This window comes from Gallaecimonas xiamenensis 3-C-1 (assembly GCF_000299915.1).
GTDB classification, from domain to species: domain Bacteria; phylum Pseudomonadota; class Gammaproteobacteria; order Enterobacterales; family Gallaecimonadaceae; genus Gallaecimonas; species Gallaecimonas xiamenensis.
Map to the genome: position 1 here is coordinate 117,893 of NZ_AMRI01000009.1, position 14,731 is coordinate 132,623.

Annotated in this window: 9 protein-coding genes; 7 read left to right on the forward strand and 2 right to left on the reverse strand. The window is 62.8% G+C overall.

Features of this window, described 5'->3' with window-relative positions; all coding sequences use genetic code 11:
- The first annotated feature begins 128 nt into the window (after nucleotides 1-128).
- The 5 genes from B3C1_RS08120 to B3C1_RS08140 all read left to right on the forward strand — a co-directional run bounded on the left by B3C1_RS08120 (nucleotide 129) and on the right by B3C1_RS08140 (nucleotide 9,801).
- Nucleotides 129-1,808 (forward strand): GGDEF domain-containing protein, encoded by a 1,680-nt coding sequence (locus B3C1_RS08120; protein WP_156804500.1) that lies wholly within the window; start codon nucleotides 129-131, stop codon nucleotides 1,806-1,808.
- A gap of 197 nt (nucleotides 1,809-2,005) precedes the next feature.
- The gene (locus tag B3C1_RS08125) at nucleotides 2,006-2,686 is read left to right on the forward strand and encodes an esterase/lipase family protein (protein ID WP_008484108.1); all 681 of its coding nucleotides are present in this window, start codon (nucleotides 2,006-2,008) and stop codon (nucleotides 2,684-2,686) included.
- Between the two features lie 147 nt (nucleotides 2,687-2,833).
- Nucleotides 2,834-4,354 (forward strand): Re/Si-specific NAD(P)(+) transhydrogenase subunit alpha, encoded by a 1,521-nt coding sequence (locus B3C1_RS08130; protein ID WP_008484109.1) that lies wholly within the window; start codon nucleotides 2,834-2,836, stop codon nucleotides 4,352-4,354.
- 4 nt (nucleotides 4,355-4,358) lie between these two features.
- Nucleotides 4,359-5,735: a Re/Si-specific NAD(P)(+) transhydrogenase subunit beta gene (gene pntB / locus B3C1_RS08135; RefSeq protein ID WP_008484111.1), complete on the forward strand. Its 1,377-nt coding sequence runs from the start codon at nucleotides 4,359-4,361 to the stop codon at nucleotides 5,733-5,735.
- Between the two features lie 97 nt (nucleotides 5,736-5,832).
- Nucleotides 5,833-9,801 (forward strand): hypothetical protein, encoded by a 3,969-nt coding sequence (locus B3C1_RS08140; RefSeq protein WP_008484113.1) that lies wholly within the window; start codon nucleotides 5,833-5,835, stop codon nucleotides 9,799-9,801.
- A 36-nt stretch (nucleotides 9,802-9,837) separates the two neighbouring features.
- On the opposite strand, the gene B3C1_RS08145 is transcribed toward B3C1_RS08140, so the two are convergent.
- Complete coding sequence (locus B3C1_RS08145) at nucleotides 9,838-10,383, reverse strand: hypothetical protein (RefSeq protein ID WP_008484114.1); 546 nt, start codon at nucleotides 10,381-10,383, stop codon at nucleotides 9,838-9,840.
- 231 nt (nucleotides 10,384-10,614) lie between these two features.
- On the opposite strand from B3C1_RS08145, the gene B3C1_RS08150 reads away from it, so the two are divergent.
- Both B3C1_RS08150 and B3C1_RS08155 read left to right on the forward strand, forming a co-directional pair.
- On the forward strand, nucleotides 10,615-12,006 hold the full coding sequence (locus tag B3C1_RS08150; RefSeq protein WP_008484115.1) for a hypothetical protein: 1,392 nt from the start codon (nucleotides 10,615-10,617) through the stop codon (nucleotides 12,004-12,006).
- A gap of 23 nt (nucleotides 12,007-12,029) precedes the next feature.
- A complete protein-coding gene (locus B3C1_RS08155; protein ID WP_008484116.1) occupies nucleotides 12,030-12,425 on the forward strand; it encodes a hypothetical protein in 396 nt (131 codons plus the stop codon).
- Between the two features lie 25 nt (nucleotides 12,426-12,450).
- Here the strand turns inward: B3C1_RS08155 and katG are convergent, their stop codons facing one another.
- Complete coding sequence (katG, locus tag B3C1_RS08160) at nucleotides 12,451-14,667, reverse strand: catalase/peroxidase HPI (RefSeq protein WP_008484117.1); 2,217 nt, start codon at nucleotides 14,665-14,667, stop codon at nucleotides 12,451-12,453.
- Nucleotides 14,668-14,731: the final 64 nt, after the last annotated feature.

The following is a 14,731-nucleotide window of genomic DNA, read 5'->3' on the forward strand; positions in this document are numbered from 1 at the left end:
TGGCGAGAACAGCCAGTGCAGGCAACACTTCGAGCAATACCGGCTGCATGAAGCAACCGGCGTAGGGAGCGTCCCTGGCAAAGGGTAAATCCAGGCAGACCCTCCGCGTATGTGAAAAGGAAAGCACAGTGTCGAAAAAGGGGTGCCTTGGGGTGCTGCTGTGGCTGCTGGCCGGCCAGGCCACGGCAATGGAATCAGTGCAGGTACAATTGCGCTGGCAGCACCAGTTCCAATTTGCCGGCTATTACGTGGCCAAGGAGTTCGGCTATTACGCCGACGCCGGGCTGGACGTGACTTTGCTTGAAAACGGCCCGGGCCAGCCGTCCAGCATCACCGCCGTGGCCTTGGGCCAGGCCCAATTCGGGGTGGCCAATACCGGCGTCCTGACCGCTTTTGCCCGTGGCGAACCGGTGATGGCGGTCGCCAGCATCTTCCAGCACTCTCCCATGGCCTGGGTGGTAAGGGCCGACAGCGGTATCCACAACCTCCACGATCTGGTGGGCAAGACCCTGATGAGCCAGCAGCCCAGGGAACAGGTGGCCGAGCTGCTCTCGCCTTTCGTCCTCGAAGCCATTCCCCTGGAGTCCATGACCTGGGTGCCCAGCCGTTTCAATATCGACGCCCTGGTCAACGGCGAGGTGGACGCCTTTGCCGGTTACCTGAGCAACGAGCCCTACGTACTGAGCCGAAGGGGAGTGCCCTTTGTCACCATCAGCCCCCGCACCTATGGGGTCGACTTCTACGGTGACCTCCTGATCACCAACAGCCAGTTGGCCCGGGACAACCCCGAGCTCATCAAACGCTTTCGAGACGCCAGCCTCAAGGGCTGGCGCACCGCCTTGGAGAACATCGACGGCACCGCCAGGTTGATAAAGGCCCAGTACGCCCCCCAGAAATCCCTGGACCAGCTGCGTTTTGAAGGGGAAGTGATAAGGGAAATGGTGATGCCGGATTTGGTGACCATAGGCCATATGAACCTGGGGCGCTGGTCGCGGATTTTGGAGCTGCACCAGCAGTTGGGGCTGATCCCTCCCCAAGCTAGCCTGGACGGCTTCTTATTCCAGCCCAAGGTCCAGGCCCCGTCCAGCCCGGTATGGAGTTGGTTGGCGGCAGCCCTTGGGTTGGCTCTGCTGATCGCCATCCTGGTGATCTACCAGTTCATGCGCCTCAACAACCGGCTGAGCCGGGAGATAGGTAAGCGCCAGGAAATTGAAAAAGAACTGCGCTCCCAGGCCTACACCGATCCCCTGACCGGCACCGGCAACCGCCGGGCCCTGATGGAGGTGGGCCACCAGCGCTTTGCCTCGGCAGTAAGGGAAGACAGGCCCCTTTCCCTGGTGATGGTGGATGTGGATCACTTCAAACGTATCAATGACAGCTACGGCCACGACGTGGGAGACCTGGTGCTGCGCCACCTGGGAGATCTGCTGCATCAGGCGGTGCGTTCCAGTGATTTTGTCGGCCGCCTCGGGGGCGAGGAGTTTGCCTTGCTACTGCCTGACAGTGGCCTGGAAGCGGCCATGGCCACCGCCAGGCGCCTAAAGAGCCGCATGGTGCAAAAGCCCTTCGAGCTTAACCCCCACGAGAGTATTGCCATCAGTATCAGTGCCGGTGTGGTGTCGCGCCAAGGGGCAGACAGCTGCTTTGAACAGATGCTGTCACGGGCCGACCAGCTGCTCTATGACGCCAAGGCCGCCGGCCGTGACCAGATCTGCCGGGAGAGCTGTGTCAGCTGCCCCTTGCCCAAGTTACCAAACGACCCCAAGGTCAGACCCTTCCCGGATCTGGGGGATCGGCAGAAATCTTAATCTGCATCAAGGTCGGGGCAGGGTCGCTGCCCTAGAGTGTGCCTCGAAGCCACCGGCTTCACACTCTGCTGACATTTTAGTTCCGCGTTTGGCCCAGCCCCTGGCTGGGCTTTTTTGTTGCTGCACCAAAGTACAGTGCCCCGCTGCGCGCTTTTTGCGCACTCTGTGAAGGACCAACCACACAGAGGAACATGTCAATGAAAGTCATTTTACTGTTACTGGGCTGCTTGGCCCTGGGGGCCCAGGCCGCCTGCCGTGACGCCGTGGTGCTAGTGCACGGCAATAGCGCCACCCCGGCCAGCTGGGCCAACACGGTGGCGGCCTTGAAAGGGCAGGGCTACGAAGACAGCGATATCTTGCTGCCGGACTGGGGCTCGAAAAGCTGCGCGGCCTGCAATGACCACAGCGGCAGCGAAGAAGCCCCGGTCAAGGCTGCCCTGCAAGACGCCCTGGCCCACAGCTGCACCGGCCGCATCGACGTCATAGGCCATTCCATGGGGGCCACCCTGGCCGCCCAGCAGATCAGCAAGCTGGGCATCGCCAGCCAGGTGGACGCCTTTGTGGGCATCGCCGGCGCCTTTCGCGGCCTCTACAGCTGCGGCATCTATCCCTACAACGTGCTGACCAGCACCTGTGGCAGCCAGGGGCTGTCGGTCTCCAGCCCCTTTTTGGACAGCCTGTACGGCACTGTCTTTGGCGACAGGGTTTATTCCATCAAGAGCTACATAGACCAGGTGGTCTGCTCCACCGGCACCTGCCTGGTCTATGGCATCCATTCCAGCAGCATCTGGTACGAAGACGCCAGTTACAGCCTCAACCTGGGGCATTTCGGCCTGCAGACCGATACCGCCGCCTTGCAGCTGTCCCTTATCCAGTAGCGGATAAAGTGGCGAAAAAGCATACTCATAGAACAAAAAATGCTTGCCTTTCCCTTTGGTCAACCTGTTACATCTAAGCCAACACCTTTGAAACTTTGCCCGAAGTCGCATGCGGTATCGCGGGGCCTTTGACGTCAGGGAGACGGCATGCGTATCGGTATACCTCTCGAAACCCTGCCCGGTGAAAACCGGGTGGCGGCATCCCCTAAATCCGTGGCAGATCTCATCAAGCTGGGCTTTGAGGTCACCTTGCAAAGCGGCGCCGGCAAGGGCGCCAGCTTTGACGACGACCAGTACCTGGAGGCCGGGGCCACCCTGGGCGACCCCTGGGACGCGGACTTGCTGTACAAGGTCAATGCCCCCAGCGACGAGGAAATAGCCCGTTTGAAGGCTGGCGCCACCCTGGTCAGCTTTATTCAACCGGCCCAGAATCCCGAGCTGCTGGACAAGCTCAAGGCCCAAAAGGTCAATGCGCTGGCCATGGACATGGTGCCGCGTATTTCCCGGGCCCAGTCCTTGGACGCCCTGTCGTCCATGGCCAATATCGCCGGCTACCGGGCCGTGGTGGAAGCGGCCAATGCCTTTGGCCGCTTCTTTACCGGCCAGATCACCGCCGCCGGCAAGGTACCGCCGGCCAAGGTGCTGGTGATTGGCGCTGGGGTGGCGGGCCTTGCCGCCATTGGCGCGGCCGGCAGCCTGGGGGCTGTGGTGCGGGCCTTCGACACCCGCCCCGAGGTTAAAGAGCAGATCCAGTCCATGGGCGCCGAGTTTCTGGAAGTGCAGCTCGAAGAGGAAGGGGGCAATGCCGACGGTTATGCCAAGGAGATGAGCCAGGCCTTTATTGATGCCGAAATGGCCCTCTTTATGGAGCAGGCCAAGGAGGTGGACATCATCATCACCACCGCCCTTATCCCCGGTAAACCGGCCCCCAAGCTCATCACCCGCGACATGGTCAAGGCCATGAAGCCCGGCTCGGTGATCGTCGACCTGGCCGCCCCCAACGGCGGCAACTGCGACCTCACCAAGGCCGGTAAGAGGGTCAAGTCCGACAACGGCGTCATAGTGCTGGGCTACACCGACCTGCCAAGCCGCCTGGCCGGGCAAAGCTCCACCCTCTATGCGACCAACCTGGTGAACCTGGCCAAGCTCCTATGCAAGGAAAAAGACGGCACCATCGACATCGACTTTGACGACGTGGTGCTGCGCAACATGACGGTGGTCAGGGAAGGGGAGCTGACCTTCCCGCCGCCCCCCATCGCCGTTTCGGCGGCCCCCAAGGCCAAGGCGCCGGCGCTAGAGCCCAAGCCCCAGGCCCCCAAAAAGGCCAATCCGCGCCGCAAGGCGGTGCTGGGGGCCCTGGCCCTGCTGGCCTTCGCCTGGCTAGCGGACGCCGCCCCGGCCGCCTTCCTGTCGCACTTTACGGTGTTCGTGCTGGCCTGTGTGGTGGGCTACTACGTGGTCTGGAACGTCACCCATGCCCTGCACACCCCCTTGATGTCGGTCACCAATGCCATCAGCGGCATCATAGTGGTGGGGGCCCTGTTGCAGGCCGGGTCGGGGGGCCTGACCGGGCTGCTGGCCTTTGTGGCGGTGCTGATCGCCACCATCAATATCGTCGGCGGTTTTACCGTCACCCGCCGCATGCTGAAAATGTTCCAAAAGGGGTAAGTCGATGTCGCAAGGATTGGTCAGTGCCGCTTACATAGTGGCGGCACTTTGTTTTATCGGCGCCCTGGCTGGGCTGTCAAAACAGGAAAGCGCCAAGCAGGGCAATCTGCTGGGCATCATCGGCATGGCCCTGGCCCTGCTGGCCACCATACTGAGCCCGTCGGTGAGCGGTATCGGCTGGATCATCCTGGCCATGGTGGTGGGCGGCGCCATTGGCGCACGCCTGGCGGTCAAGGTGGAGATGACCCAGATGCCGGAGCTGGTGGCTATCCTCCACAGCTTTGTGGGCCTGGCCGCCGTGCTGGTGGGCTTTAACTCCTGGCTGGACCACGGGGTATTGGTGGGGGCGCTGCTGACCATCCACCTGACAGAGATCTTCCTCGGGGTCTTTATCGGCGCCGTTACCTTTACCGGCTCCATCGTCGCCTTTGGCAAGCTCAGGGGCATCTTCAGCTCCAAGGCGCTGATGCTGCCCCACCGCCACAAGCTCAACCTGGCGGCGGTGGTGGTGTCGGTGGGGCTGATGTTCTATTTCGTCAGCACCGGCGGCCACGGCGGCTCGGCCCTTATCCTCATGACCCTTATCGCCCTGGCCTTTGGCTGGCACCTGGTGGCCAGCATCGGCGGCGCCGACATGCCGGTGGTGATCTCCATGCTCAACTCCTACTCGGGGTGGGCGGCGGCGGCGGCCGGCTTTATGCTGGGCAACGATCTGCTGATTGTCACCGGTGCCCTGGTGGGGTCGAGCGGTGCCATCCTGTCCTACATCATGTGCAAGGCCATGAACCGCTCCTTTGTGTCGGTTATCGCCGGTGGCTTTGGCAACGACGCGGTGGCGTCCAGCGACGAGGTGCAGGGGGAGCACGTGGAAGTGGGCGCCGAAGACGTGGCGGACATGCTCAAGAATGCCAGTTCGGTGATCATCACCCCCGGCTACGGCCTGGCGGTGGCCCAGGCCCAGTACCCGGTGGCGGAGATCTGTTCCCATCTTAGGGCCAAGGGCATAGCGGTGCGCTTTGGCATACACCCGGTGGCGGGGCGCCTGCCCGGACACATGAACGTGCTGCTGGCCGAGGCCCGGGTGCCCTACGACATCGTCTTGGAGATGGACGAGATCAACGACGATTTCGCCGACACCGACGTGGTGCTGGTGATCGGCGCCAACGACACCGTCAACCCGGCGGCGGCCGAAGATCCCGCCAGCCCCATCGCCGGCATGCCGGTGCTGGAAGTGTGGAAGGCCAAGACGGTGGTGGTGTTCAAGCGCTCCATGAATACCGGCTACGCCGGGGTGCAGAACCCCCTGTTCTTTCGCGACAACACCCTGATGCTGTTTGGTGACGCCAAAGACAGCGTCGAGGCCATTCTCAAAGCCCTCTAAGAAGGCGCCTTCGGGCGCCTTTATTGTTTGAAGTCCATGCCTTTATCCAGTGGACCGGCTACACTGGCCGTCCGCGCCAAGATAAGGATATTGTGTGATGCGTCTGCTGTTCCTCCTGCTGCTGTGCTGTGGCCAGGCCCTGGCTGCCGTGCCCAACCCCCTGCAACCCTGGCAAGACTGGGTCATGGATGGCCAGAATTGGCGCCAATGCCCCCTGGCCTTCGGGCGCCAGGGAGACAACCAAGGGGACTTCCAATGCCTGTGGCTGGGGTCCTTGACCTTGGCCCTTGATGATCGCCAGGGCCAGTTCAGCCTGCCAATGGAGCGCCTCGACGACGGTTGGGTGACATTGCCCGGCGCCCCCGGTGACACCTGGCCCCAGGATCTGCGCCTGGACGGCCAGCCGGTGGCGGCAGTGGACAGGGCAGGGCGGCCCAGCCTCTGGTTGGCCAAAGGCCGCTACCAGCTACAAGGACGTTTTCATTGGCCCAAGCTGCCACAGAGCCTGCGCCTGCCCGCTAACCAGGCCCTGCTGAACCTGACCCTGAATGGCCAAGCCCTGACCCAGCCGCTGCGCCGGGGTGACCAATTGGTGCTGTCGTCCAAGCAACAGGAAAAGGGCGCTGGTGAGGCCAGCCTCGACGTCAAAACCTTCCGCCTTTACACCGACGGCTTGCCGCCCCTGCTGGAAACCGAGCTGCGCTTGGATATCACCGGGCCCAGCCGCGAGCAGGTACTGGGCAAGGTGCTGCCGGCCGGTTTTGAGCCGGTGGCGCTGCAAAGCGACTTGCCGGCCCGTTTCGACGCCGACGGCGCCTTAAGGGTGCAACTGATGCCGGGGGTTAAACGCATCCGTATCGGGGCCAGGGCCCAGGCCCTGGCCGACAGCCTCACTGTGCGGCCTGACGGCGTGCTGCCGGCTCAGGAAGTGTGGTCGGTGGCAGGGCAGGGCAAGCTGCGCAGCCTGGGCTTTGAAGGGGCCAGCCCCATCGACCCCAGCCAAACCCAGATGCCCGGCGAATGGCGGCAACTGCCGGCCTTTGTCATCACCCAGGACGCCCCCCTGCGCCTGGTGGAGCAGAGCCGGGGCCGGCAGATGGCCGCCAACCGCCTGCATTTGGACCGCCGCCTCTGGCTGGGCTTTGACGGCGACAGCTACCACTTTGCCGACCGCCTCAGCGGCGAGCTGCGCCAGGATTGGCGCCTGGATATGGCCGCGCCTTACCAGCTGCAGCAGGCCGCCGAAGAAGGCCGTCCCCTGCCTTTGACCCAAAACCCCTCAGGCCAAGGCACCGGCATAGAGCTGCGCTCGTCACAACTTGACCTAAGTGCCAGTGGCGAGCTGGCCCAAGGGGGCGCCTGGCCGGTATCGGGCTGGTCCAGCCCCATGGAGTCGGTCAGTCTGGCGCTGATGCTGCCCCCTGGTTACCGGCTGTTGGCCGCCGTGGGCGCCGAGTCAAACTCAACCAGTTGGCTGGGGGCCTGGAACCTCCTGGACATGTTTATCCTGGTACTGACCACGGCCCTGGTTTACAAGCTCTGCGGTTGGCGCTGGGCAGCCCTGGTATTACCGGCCCTGGCGCTGCTGTTCCATGAGCCGGGCATGCCCTATTGGTTACTGCTAAACGCCACCCTGGCCATGTTGGCATACCGGGAGCTGGGCCAGCGTTTTCACAGGGTGGCTTTCTGGTACCAGTGGCTGAGCCTGGGCGCTTTGGTGCTGGTATTGGTGCCCTTTGCCGCCGCCGAGGTGCGCGCCTTGCTGCACCCTCAATTGGAGGCAAGGATAGGCGCCAGTGTCTATGAGCCCAACATCGAGCGGATAGAGGTCACCGCCAGCCGCTACGAGGAAGCCGAATTGGCCGACAAGGCCAAGGCAGTGGCCGAAGAAAAACGTGAGGCCCTGGCCCGCCAGAGCCGCTTGCGCTCGGTTTCGGCGCCCTTGGTGCCGCCGGCCCCCAAGGCCCAAGCCTACCTGGACAACCAGGTGGCCAGTACCGGCCCGGGTTTGCCGGACTGGCAATGGCACCGCTACCAGTTGGATTGGCGCAATCCCGTGGCTACCGACACCACCTTGCGCCTGTGGATATTGCCTTACTGGCTGAGGGCGCCCCTGTTGGCCCTGGCCTTGGCCGGGTTGCTGGGCTGGCTGGCCTGGCAGCTGAAAGGCCGCTGGCAGGCCCACCAGGGTGCGGCCTTGCTGCTCTTGATATTGCTGCCCCTGCCCAAGGACGCCATGGCGGCCATGCCGGACGGGGCCCTGCTGGCCGAGCTTAAAGAGCGCCTGAGCCGGCCGCCCCAATGCGCCCCCCACTGCCTGGCCCTGGAAGAGGCTCGTCTTGAACTGGGGGACCAGCAATGGACCCTCACTTTGCAGACCGAGGCCAAGGCCGCAGCGAGCCTGCCATTGCCGGCCAACTGGTTGCCAGCCCTGGTGGAAGTGGACGGGCAGCGCAGCCTGAGCCTGCTGGAAAACGGCCAGCTGCAACTGCCCCTGGCCAAGGGGCGCCACCAAGTGGTGTTGACCGGCCCGGTACCGGCCATCGATCGTTTGAGCCTGGATTTTCCCTTGGTGCCCGGCAAAGTGCAGGTCACAGCCCAGGGCTGGGACGCCACCGGCCTTAGCGGTAACCACCTGGTGGGTAGCAGCCTTGGCCTGGTGCGCAAGGCCAGGGAGCAGGGGCCGGGTTTCAAAACCGGGCAACTGGCGGTGAGCCCCTATGTGCGGGTGGTGCGTAGCCTGCATTTTGGTGACCGCTGGTCGGTGGACACCCTAGTGCAGCGCATGGCCCCTGAAGCCGACGCCTTTAGCGTCAAGGTGGCATTGCTGCCAGGGGAGCAGCTGCAATCGAGCCTGCCACAGGAAGCAGGCCAGGTGCGCCTGGACTTTGCTCCTGGCCAGCAGCAGCTGCGTTTTAGCAGCCTGCTGGCGCGCAGCGACAGCCTGACCCTGACTGCGCCGCCTCTGGCCGAGCGGGTGGAGATCTGGCGCCTGTTGCCCAGTAACCTCTGGCGCCTGGCCCTGTCCGGTACCCCACAGATAGAAAGCGACGACGGCGAGGATTGGCAGGCCCAATTCGCGCCCAGGGGCGGTGAGCAACTGCGTGTTGATATCAGCCAGCCTCAGCAACTGGGGGGCGCCACCCTGGCTTTTGACGGGGTGATGCTCAGTCAGCAGCTGGGGGAAGGGCGCAGCAGCGCTACCCTGGCCCTGGACTACCGGGCCAGCCTTGGGGGCAAACATGCCCTGACACTGCCCGACCAATGGCAACTGACTCGAGTCCGCCAGGACGGGGACAAGCTTAGCCTGGGGGTCAAAGACGGCACCCTGTTGCTGCCCATCCAGCCCGGCCAGCACCGCTTGGAAATGGAGTTTCGCAGTCCCCAGGGCATCAGCCTGCTGCAAGGTCTGCCGCAGCTGAACCTGGGGCTGGCAGCGGCCAATATCCGGGTGCAACTGGATCTGGGGCCTGACCGTTGGCTGCTCTACAGCCATGGGCCAGTCAATGGACCCGTGGTGCTCTATTGGAGTGCACTGCTGGTGTTCCTGGTACTGGCCCTGGGGTTGCACCGTACCGGGCTGCTGCCGGTCGGCGTTGTGGATCTGCTGCTGTTGGGGCTGGGCCTGTCTACCCTGTCCTGGGGCCTGCTGATCCTGGTGGTGGCCTGGCTGCTGGCCATAGGCTGGCGCCGCCGCCAGGAGCAGATCCTGACCCAGCCCTGGTTCAACCCAGTGCAAGTTGCCTTGATGGCATTGGGGGGCCTGGCATTGCTGCTGTTGGTGCTGGCGGTGCCTTACGGGCTCTTGTCGCGCCCCGACATGATGCTGGCCGGCCCCGGTAGCAGCGGCCTGAGCTGGTACCAGGATCTGTCTGACGGCAGCTTGCCCGGTCTTTGGCTGCTGAACCTGCCCCTGTGGGTCTATAAAGGCGCCATGTTGCTGTGGGCCATCTGGCTGAGCTTTGCCCTTATCCGTTGGGTCAGATTGGCCTGGCAGGCCCTGAATGTGGGGGGCTTTTGGTTCACCAAGGTCTGGGGCGATGAAAAGCCCAAAGGCGACAGTTAAAAAAGAAAGCCGGCGTCAGCCGGCTTTTTTTGGGGGTTAAAGGATGTCGGGCTCGCAGGTCATTGCCTTGAACTGCTGATGGAACATCACGAAATGTTCCCCCGGCACCTGGCACTTGAGCCATTGGTTGTCCTTGCCCTGTTCGGTGACTTGCAGGGTGAATTGGCCCATGCCGTTGGCGATGTCGGCCTTGACCCAATTGTCGTCGTGGCTGTCTTCCCAGTAGTAGTCGGCAATAGGGGTATTGGGGCGCTGGGCCCGCAAGTAGCCAAATACGTCGTTTTCGTAGAAATCCAGTACGCCCTTGAGGCACAGCTGGCTGGTCAGGCGCAGATCGGGCGAGATCCCCAGGCGGCACTGGCTGAGGGCGTCGGTGCGCAGTATCACCAGCTTGTCAGCGCTTTGTTCGAGGATCGCAAATTGGTAGTCGTCGGCCCCTTGGTGGATACGGGGATTGATCAGCTTGCCTGCGATCTTCAGGCCCTCTTCATCAAGGGTGGCGCTGCCAAGGTCGGCGGCCTGGCTCAGGGGGCTCAGGCTTGCCAGCAGCAAAGCGGCGGCGCCGCAAAGGCTCTTATCCATGTTTTATCTCTGTTCCTTGTGGTGACTGTCTTGGTGTAAGGGCGGCCTAAATCCAGGCTTTGATTAAAGTCCTTTCGAAACATGACGTTATTCATTTGTATTAGAGGGGCTGGGCCGTTAAGGTGCCAGGCCCCTTGGCAGGCCTCAGGGGTGTCCATGGCTGGCAGCGCCAGCGCCATGGCGTGATACCCCGCAGGGAGGCAAGGGTTCCTGAACCAAGAGACGTACGCAATGAAAAGATTGATCATGCTGTCGGCAGCCTTGTGGCTGTCGGCCTGTGCCACCACTACACCCCCTCGCGATTACCAAAAGGACGAGGTGGAACAGCTCGGCAATATCCTTTATGACAAGCAGCAGCTGACCCAAGGGGTCAAAACCCCGGTCACCGGCACAGTACGCTGGGAAAACAGCCGCTACCGCTTTATCCGCCAATACCAGAACGGCCACCTGCGCTACGGGGAAGACCGCAACCTCGATGATTCCTTGAGTGCCCAGGTCAGCTACGATGCCCAGGGCCTGCGCCACGGCAAGGTGCTGAACACCGAAGGCAAGGCCAGCGAAAACGGTGAAGAGCGCCAGTTTCGCCACGGCATCCTCAGCGGCAGCTTCCACGAGTGGCATGGCACCTCTGGCCTGGTTTACGACAGGACCTTCAATGTGGTTGCCGGTATCAAGGAAGAGCAGCTCAGCGCCCTGCCTAAAGATCTTGCCTCTCCCCTGGTGATGCCCCCCGAGATTGACTTGGCCGAGGCCCGCCGTATCGAAGGCCAGTACCTCAGTGACCTGGCCACCCTGGACAGCTACGACGGTTGGGCTTGGCACCTGAGCGCCGAAAACAGCCTGAGCCTGGCCAAGTACGATGATGGCCGCCAGGTGGCCTTGTGGATTTTTGACAAGCACGGCTTCCTGCGCGCCTACCGGGCCTTCAAGGCGGACAGTTCCTCCCTGCGCTGCGAGTTGTCCGAAGGGAAGATCCACACCTGCTTCAACCTGGATAGCAACGGCTTCAAGGAAGGCTTGCAATACGGTTTCGGTTTTAAGGAAGGGAAATACTACGTGGTGCAGCGCCAGCTGACCGGCGGCCTGCTCGACGGCACCGTCAAGCTGTGGCACGGCGACGCCCCTGTGGTTGAACTGGCTTACGACAAAGGTGTGCGCCAGGACAACCAAACGCGCCTGAGCCAGGACTTGGGCCTGGCCATGCCTTGGCTTACCCCGCAAATCGACCCCAGCCAGAGCCGGCAGTTCTTTGCCCGCTTCGAGATCCCCAAGGACTTTACCGGTTGGGCCCGCCTGATTTGGCGTGACGGCGGCATGCGGGAACTGACCCTGTTCCGTGATGGCGTCAAACTGGAAAACTGGCAATACGGCACGGACCGCACCTTGTTCAGCTACCAGCGCTTCCACCCCGGCACCCAAAAGGCGGCGGTGGCGGTGCAATACCGGGACGGCCTGTTGAGCAGCTACCAGGAAAAGGACGCCAAAGGCCATGCCAACGGCCGCAAGCTGACCCGCGCCTACCGCCAGGACCAATACCGTGACCAGCAATATAAAGACGGGCGCCAGGTGGGCAAGGCCAAGGTCTACCAATGGGATGAACAGGGTCAACTGATCCACGAATAACCCCCCGACAAGGGCGCATACCTATGTTGATTATCTGGCGTGGCCTGGGTTGGCTGGTGCCTGTGGTGGTTGTCGCCGGTTTCTTGGTGGGCCAGTTGCTTATCGATGCCGTCTTGGGCGAGGGCTTTTATACAAGCCACCCCTGGCCGAAAGTGGCGGCAGCGGTGTGGGTCGCCGTGCTGGTGGCGGTACTGGGCTATGTGCTCAATTACAAGAAAAGGCCGCTGCGGACCGATCCGGAGTCGGGCAGGCAATGGAAAGCGCCGTCCCATACGCTGTTTTTCATTCCCGTCGAGTTTTGGTCGGTCATAGTGCTGGTGTTGTTCCTGTGGCTGCCGGCCCAGGTTAAGCCAGCCGCAGAGCAACAGCCCCAGGGGCACAGCACCCAAACCCTTGCCCCCAAGGCGGGCAAGGAATAAAAAAGGCGCCCTAGGGCGCCTTTTTTCAACCGTCGATGTCAAAGCGGTCGAGGGTCATCACCTTGCTCCAGGCCTTGACGAAGTCTTCGGCAAACCTGGCGTTGGCCTGGGCCGCACCATAGATCTCGGCCACGGCCCTCAGTTCGGCGTTGGAGCCGAACACCAGATCGACAGGCGTTGCCGTCCATTTAAGCTTGCCGCTCTGGCGGTCATAGCCCTCGTAGAGCCCGGCGTCTTTGGCCGACGGCACCCAACGTACCCCCATATCCAGCAGGTTGACGAAAAAGTCGTTACTGAGGGTACCGGGCTTGTCGGTGAAGATACCATGGCGGCTATGGCCGGCGTTGGCATCCAGGGCCCGCAGGCCGCCCACCAGCACCGTCATTTCCGGCACCGTCAGCCGCAGCAGGCTGGCCCTGTCCACCAGGGCCTGGGTCGGGTTATAGCGGCTTTGCTGGCTGAAATAGTTGCGAAAGCCGTCGGCCTTGGGCTCCAGCACCGCAAATGAGGCGGTGTCGGTCATGGCCTGGCTGGCGTCGGTGCGGCCAGGGGTAAAAGGCACTTGGACCTTGAGCCCCCTCTGGCTGGCGGCCTGTTCTATGGCCGCCGCGCCGCCCAGTACCACCAAGTCCGCCAGGGACACCTGCTTGGCGCCTTGGTGTTTCTGGTTGAAGTCCTGTTGCACTTGCTCCAGGGTCTTTAGCACCTTGGCCAGGGCCTTGGGATCATTGACCGGCCAGTCCTTCTGGGGAGCCAGGCGCAGCCGGGCACCGTTGGCGCCGCCCCTTTTGTCGGTATCGCGAAAGCTGGCCGCCGACGCCCAGGCGGTGCGTACCAGCTCTGGCACTGTCAGCCCAGACTTGAGGATGGCGGCCTTAAGGGCAGCGGCATCCTTATCGTCAATCAGGGGGGCCTTGGCATCGGGCACCGGGTCTTGCCAGATCAAGGCCTCAGTGGGCACTTCTGGCCCCAGGTAACGGGCGCGCGGCCCCATGTCCCTGTGGGTCAGCTTGAACCAGGCCTTGGCAAAGGCCAGCTCGAAGGCATCGGGATCGTCTTTGAAACCCTTGGCGATTTTCTGGTAGGCCGGGTCCATTTTCAGGGCCAGGTCGGTGGTGAACATGATGGGGGCGTGGCGCTTACCCTGGATGTGGGCGTCGGGCACCAGGTTGGCGGCCTTGGCGTCTTTGGGTATCCATTGCACGGCCCCGGCAGGGCTCTTGGTCTGCACCCAGTCAAAGCCGAACAGGTTGTCCAGGTACTGGCTGGTCCAGGCGGTGGGGTTGACCGACCAGGCCCCTTCCAGACCGCTGGTGATGGTGTCTTCGCCATTGCCCTTACCACAGTTGTTCTTCCAGCCAAGGCCTTGCTGTTCAAGGCCGGCAGCGGCCGGCTCTGCCTCCAGGCAATCCCCCGGCTTATGGGCACCATGGGCTTTGCCGAAGGTGTGGCCGCCGGCGATCAGCGCCACGGTTTCTTCGTCGTTCATGGCCATGCGGCCGAAGGTCTCGCGAATATCCCGGGCCGCCGCCAGGGGATCGGGATTGCCATTGGGCCCTTCGGGATTGACGTAGATAAGCCCCATCTGCACTGCTGCAAGGGGTTTTTCCAACTGGCGATCGCCGTGGTAGCGCTGGTCTCCCAGCCAGGTCTGTTCAGGGCCCCAATAGACCTTGTCGGCCTGCCAGTCGTCTTCTCGGCCGCCGCCGTAGCCGAAGGTTTTAAAGCCCATGGACTCCAGGGCCACGTTGCCGGTCAGCACCATCAAGTCGGCCCAGGAAATATGGTGACCGTACTTCTGCTTGATGGGCCACAGCAGGCGCCTGGCCTTGTCCAGGCTGACGTTGTCGGGCCAGCTGTTCAGGGGTTCGAAGCGCTGTTGGCCGCCACCGGCCCCGCCACGGCCGTCTTCTACCCGGTAGGTGCCGGCGCTGTGCCAAGCCATGCGGATGAAAAAGGGCCCATAGTGGCCGTAGTCGGCAGGCCACCAGTCCTGGGACTGGGTCATCAGCGCTTTGATGTCGGCCTTGACGGCCTCGAGATCGAGCTGTTCAAAAGCCTGGGCGTAATGGAAATCGGCGCCAAGGGGATTGGAGGCGGGGTCGTTTTGGCGAAGAGGGCTCAGGTCCAGCTGATTGGGCCACCAATCGCGGTTGCTCATGGCCTCTCCCTGGGCGGGGCACACCGCTGGCGCCAACACCACGGCCAGGGCGGTCATTAACATCACTGTTGGTTTACGCATTGAGGTCGACTCCTGTGGTTGAGAGGTACGCCTTGCGCAACCGAGTATAGTGGCCCTGCCTGAG